Raw genomic sequence first — 5,056 nt, forward strand, 5'->3', positions numbered from 1 at the left:
CGCAAGTCCCTCGCGCGGGACCAGCGCCGGTACCAGGGCGGGCGCGGCGACGCTGAAGCCCACCGTGCCGACGGCACCCACAAAGCCCAGCACCGCCAGCAACCCGATCGAGAGCTGGCCGCCGGCAAGGGTGGCCAGCAGGCCGAGCAGTGCCAGTGTGCGCAGCACCTCTGATCCCACCATCAGGCGCTTGCGCGAGGTGCGGTCTGCCAGCAGACCCAGGGGAATCGACAGCAGCAGGAAGGGAAGGGTCTGGGCTGTGGCCAGCAGCCCGATTTCGCCAGGCCCTGCGCCCAATGCCAGCACGGCCACGATCGGCACAGCCGCCAGGCTCAGTTGCTCGGCCGATTGCGCCGCAAGGTTGGATCCCGTGAGGGCGAGAAGGGGGCGGGGAAGCGTTGCAGTCATGTGTTTTCGATGCCGGGAAATGGCCCTATCCTGCCGCGAGACGCGACCGCTACTGGCCATTTACGGACCTGCGAACATGATCCGCAGGGATAATCGGCGATCGATAAGGGGCCGGCCGGCACAATGGTGGGCAGGGCTTGTTGTCAAACATACCGTCCGGGAGGGCACATGAAAAAAGCAGCGTGGGTACTTGGCGTGGTCCTGCTTGTGCTGGCCGCCTATCTTGGCTTGTGGCCGGTGCCGATAGAGCCTGTCAGCTGGAATGCGCCTGCCGCGCCTGGTTATGCCGGACCCCATGCCGTGAACAACCGGCTGGCGGGCCTGCAGATGATTTCACTGGGTTCGGAGGAAGGGCCTGAGCACATCGTGATTGCCAGGGACGGCAAGCTCTACACCACGGTTGCCAGCGGCAACATCCTGCGCATGAACCAGGACGGGAGTGCGCAGGAAGTGTTTGCCAACACCGGCGGAAGGGTGCTTGGATTTGACTTCGATGCTGCAGGCAACCTGATTGCGGCCGATGCGGTCAAAGGCCTGCTGTCCATCACCCCGGACAAAAAGATCACGGTGCTGGCCGACAAGGTCGGAGACGATCCGATCCGTTACGCCGATGCCGTTGTGGTAGCCGCCAACGGGAAAATCTACCTCAGCGATGCCTCCACACGTTTTGCGCCGGCCCGCTGGGGCGGCACGTTTGAAGCGAGCGTGCTGGACATCCTCGAGCAATCTTCCACCGGGCGAATTCTCGAATACGACCCCGCCAACCAGGCCACGCGTGTGGTGGCCAAAGGCCTGAGCTTTGCCAACGGTGTGGCCTTGAGCCGAGACGGCAAGACGCTGTTTGTCGCTGAAACCGGCAAGTACCGGGTGTGGAAAGTATCGATTGATGCCAGCAACCTGGACGTGGCGCAACCGAATTCGCAAGCCAGTGTGCTGCTGGACAATTTGCCGGGGTATCCGGACAACCTCATGCGCGGCCTGGACGGCAAGATATGGCTCGGCTTGGCCAAACCCAGAAATCCGGCGATTGACAACATGGCGGGCAAACCCTTTTTGCGCAAACTCACGCTGCGGCTTCCCCGTGCCATGTGGCCCATCCCCAAATCGTATGGGCATGTCATGGCCTTCACCGAAGATGGAAAAATAGTTGCCGACCTGCAGGACCCGGCCGGGGCTTACCCGGAAACCACGGCAGTCACTGAAACTTCCGGCAAGCTCTACATACAGAGCCTGCATGCCAAGGGCCTGGGCTGGCTGCCGAAGTAAATCGGTCGGCACGGTGATCACGCATTCAGGGCAGACCAGAAAAATACGGAAATTCAGGCTTGCACTGTGTATTTCCGCACCCCTTGTTCGGGGGATGGCACGGACAGGCACCCGCATCTAAGCTTCGTGATTTGTTGGCTTCGCTTCAGGCTGGCCAGCTTTCCGAATAACAGACTGGGGAGAGAACAATGAAGCATTGGTACCTGCTGGCCCTGCTGCTGGCCATTTTTGCGACGGGCGCATCAGCCGCCGGCAACCCCGGCCGAAGCGCCATGGAATGTGTTTCCGCTTCGCGCGACAAGCAAGATATCGTTTTCAGGAACAGCTGCAGCTACAAGGTCTTTGTGGTCTGGTGTGGTGAGCAGAAGTACACCAAAAAGAAATGTGGTGACGGGCCTGCGGGAAACAGTTTTTATACCCACTCCAACAACATCGAAGCAGGGGCGAGCACCCGGGCCAGCGGCATCCAGGCGTACCGCTATGCGGCCTGCGAGGGTGGCATCGGCTTTGGAAAGGCCGAGATCAAGGATTCGCCCGACGGCAGCTTCCAGTGTGTCGGCTCTGGATCCGGCAAGCAGGCTGCGAACACGAAAGCTGAGACGGCGCCACCTGCCAGCGTTGTCCCTCAACGACCGGTGGTGCAATCCACGCCGGTCGGCGTCTGGCAGGTGGTCACCGAAGCTGGCGAGCGAGCGAGGCTGACCATCCAGGGCGAAGGCGCGGCGAACTATGCGGACAAATATCCGGCGCGCTGGAGCCGGCAGGGCGACCGGATCACTGTCATTGTGTACGCCAATGACGGTGCCATGCAGGCCAACCGGAGTGCGATGACGTATGAGCTCGAGATGGCCGGCAGCACCATGACAGGCACCAAGCTCGCGACGCGTATCAACAACCGGGACTTTCCGGCGCTTGCGTTGACGCTTTCGCGGCTCAATTAGGCTCCCTCGCGCCTGACCAAAGAGGAAATTTCCCGTGTTCGCGTCGGTGCTTTCCTATCCGGGTGCCATTCGATTTGCGGCGCGCTTCAAAAGCACAAGCCAGCCGCGCCTTATCGCCGCGACGACACCACAATACCGCCAACGATCAGCAGGAATGCCATGCCGTGATAGGCATGCGGCAGTTCGCCGAGAAACACCGCCGACATCAGGGCCGCAAACAGCGGGGTGAGGTTGGCAAAAAAACCGGCGATGGCGGGGCCCGCGCGCTGCACACCGACGCCCCAGCACCGATAGGCCAGGATGGCCGGGCCGATGGCGACATAAAGCAGGGCGGCTGCCAGCGGCCAGCCCCAGCGGATGTGGGCATCGGTCAGCGCCCATTCACCGGCCGCGAAAAAGCCGGACCAGCCCAGACCAAAAATCATCTGCGCCATCAGGAAAGCGGCCCAGTTGCTGCGAATGCCCGGCGGCTCTTTCGGCTGTGTCAGCAGCCAGCTGTAAAACGCCCAGGCCACCGTGGCCAGCAGGACGTAGAGGTCACCCGGCACCAGCCGGACCTGGGCCAGCAGGGTCCATTGGCCGCGCGACAACACAACCAGCACGCCGGTGATCGACAGCAGCGCACCCATGATCTGCCGGCGCGACACCTTCTGGGAAAAACACAGCCAGCCGACGGCGAGCATCCACACCGGCGTGCTGGCTGCGACCAGCGTGACGTTGAGCGGGCTGGAGGTCTGGAGCGCCAGGTACTGCAGCGCGTTGTAGGCACCCACGCCGAGCAGGCCCAGCAGCGCAAAACGTTTCCAGTGCGGCCACAAGCCGCTGCCGCGCCGCAACACCCAGCCGGCCAGCGGCAGCAGGAGCACAAACGCCAGCGTCCAGCGCAGAAAGTTCAGCGTGATGGGCGGTACCAGTTCATGGACCAGCCTGCCGACCACGGCGTTGCCGGCCCAAAGCAGCGGGGGGACGACAAGCAGCAGGGCGGTTCGAGGGTTCAGGCCGGTCGTCATGCGGCGACTGTACCCAGCGCCCCGCGACATTGCTGAGGAAAGGCTGAACACCCGCGCGCCGTTCGAGGCAGCCCTGGCCTGGCCCTGCAGGCGCTGCTGATTCGTGGCAGGATGCAGGCCGCATTCTTCTTTTCGCATCCCTTCCACCGCATCCAAGGAAAACCATCATGGCCCAGACCACCTCGCTCGCCGTTCGTATTGACCAGAACGGTGGACCTGAAGAACTCAAACTGGTCGAGGTCCTTGTCGGCGAACCGGGCCCCGGTGAAATTCGCATCCGCCACAAGGCGGTGGGCCTGAACTACATCGACGTGTACCAGCGCGCCGGCCTCTACAAGCTGCCCATGCCGCTGCAACTGGGCATGGAAGCCTCGGGCGTGGTGGAGGCTGTCGGTGAAGGCGTGACTCACCTGAAGGTGGGCGACCGCGCGGCTTATGCGAGCCAGCCCCCGGGCAGCTACTGCGAGGTGCGTGTGATGCCCGCCAAGTGTGTGTGCCGGCTGCCTGATGACATTTCCTTCGAAACGGGCGCCGCCATGATGCTCAAGGGCCTGACCGTGCAGTACCTGCTGAGCCGCACCCAGCCACAGGGCGGGCTGAAGTCCGGCGACTTTGTGCTGTTCCACGCCGCGGCCGGCGGGGTCGGCCTGATTGCCTGCCAGTGGGCCAGAGCCATGGGGCTGCAGCTGATAGGAACGGCCGGCTCGGACGAAAAATGCGAGCTGGCGAAGGCGCAGGGTGCAGCTTTTGCCATCAATTACGCGAAGGAAGATTTTGTCGCACGTGTGAAGGAGATCACCGGCGGCCAGGGCGTGAAGGTGGTCTACGACTCGGTCGGCAAGGACACCTTTCTCAAGTCGCTGGACTGCCTGCGCCCGTTTGGCCTGCTGGCCAATTTCGGCAACGCCTCGGGCAAGGTCGAGCCGCTGGACATCGGCGTGCTGGCCGCCAAGGGTTCGCTTTATGTTTCGCGCCCTACGCTGTTCACCCACATCGCCACCCGTGAAAGCACGCAGGACATGGCTGACGAGCTGTTCGCCATGGTCAGCAGCGGCAAGGTTCACATCCGCATCGACCAGCGCTTCCCGCTGGCCGATGTGCGGCAGGCGCATATGTCCCTGGAAGCGCGCAAGACCACCGGCTGCACCATCCTGACGCTGTAATCCCCGGCAAAGCTGTGTAAAGCTGCGCGCAGCGTTCAACGCACGGCACAGGCCGGGCGTTAAATGGGGGCTTCAGGAGTGACCATGCCCCCCCAATTCACTGTATCGCGCGGGTTCGCACTGGCACTGGCCGGACTCGCCCTTCTGGGCAGTCCTGCGCTGCGTGCCCAGACCGATGGCGGTCCGCCGTCCGCCAATGTGGCTGCCGCCTGGCGTGCCAGTTCTCGCCTGGGTTATGCACCCACGCCGGCGTCAGCGCAGGCGGCCC

Annotated in this window: 6 protein-coding genes; 4 read left to right on the plus strand and 2 right to left on the minus strand. The window is 63.3% G+C overall.

The genetic code is table 11. The features are described 5' to 3' along the window. The coding region (locus WA904_RS08740; RefSeq protein WP_425196734.1) for an MFS transporter at nucleotides 1-408 on the minus strand (408 nt) is incomplete at its 3' end. Nucleotides 409-576: 168 nt separating this feature from the next. Between WA904_RS08740 and WA904_RS08745 the strand changes: the two genes are divergently transcribed. Together WA904_RS08745 and WA904_RS08750 are read left to right on the plus strand one after the other, a co-directional pair. After that, nucleotides 577-1,674, plus strand: a complete 1,098-nt coding sequence (locus WA904_RS08745; protein ID WP_425196735.1) for an SMP-30/gluconolactonase/LRE family protein — start codon at nucleotides 577-579, stop codon at nucleotides 1,672-1,674. A gap of 188 nt (nucleotides 1,675-1,862) precedes the next feature. After that, entirely contained in the window at nucleotides 1,863-2,615 is a 753-nt protein-coding gene (locus WA904_RS08750) for a hypothetical protein (protein WP_425196736.1), read from the plus strand. A gap of 110 nt (nucleotides 2,616-2,725) precedes the next feature. On the opposite strand, the gene WA904_RS08755 is transcribed toward WA904_RS08750, so the two are convergent. Then, nucleotides 2,726-3,625, minus strand: coding sequence for a DMT family transporter (locus WA904_RS08755; RefSeq protein WP_425196737.1), 900 nt, complete (start codon nucleotides 3,623-3,625; stop codon nucleotides 2,726-2,728). A gap of 167 nt (nucleotides 3,626-3,792) precedes the next feature. Here WA904_RS08755 and WA904_RS08760 point away from each other — a divergent pair, with 167 nt between their 5' ends. After that, nucleotides 3,793-4,788 carry a quinone oxidoreductase family protein gene (locus WA904_RS08760; RefSeq protein WP_425196738.1) on the plus strand — a complete coding sequence of 332 codons (996 nt, stop codon included), beginning with the start codon at nucleotides 3,793-3,795 and terminating at the stop codon, nucleotides 4,786-4,788. An 84-nt stretch (nucleotides 4,789-4,872) separates the two neighbouring features. Continuing rightward, on the plus strand, nucleotides 4,873-5,056 hold a 184-nt coding region (locus tag WA904_RS08765), incomplete at its 3' end, for a hypothetical protein (protein ID WP_425196739.1).

Source organism: Polaromonas sp. (genome assembly GCF_049790275.1).
Classification (GTDB): domain Bacteria; phylum Pseudomonadota; class Gammaproteobacteria; order Burkholderiales; family Burkholderiaceae_C; genus Polaromonas.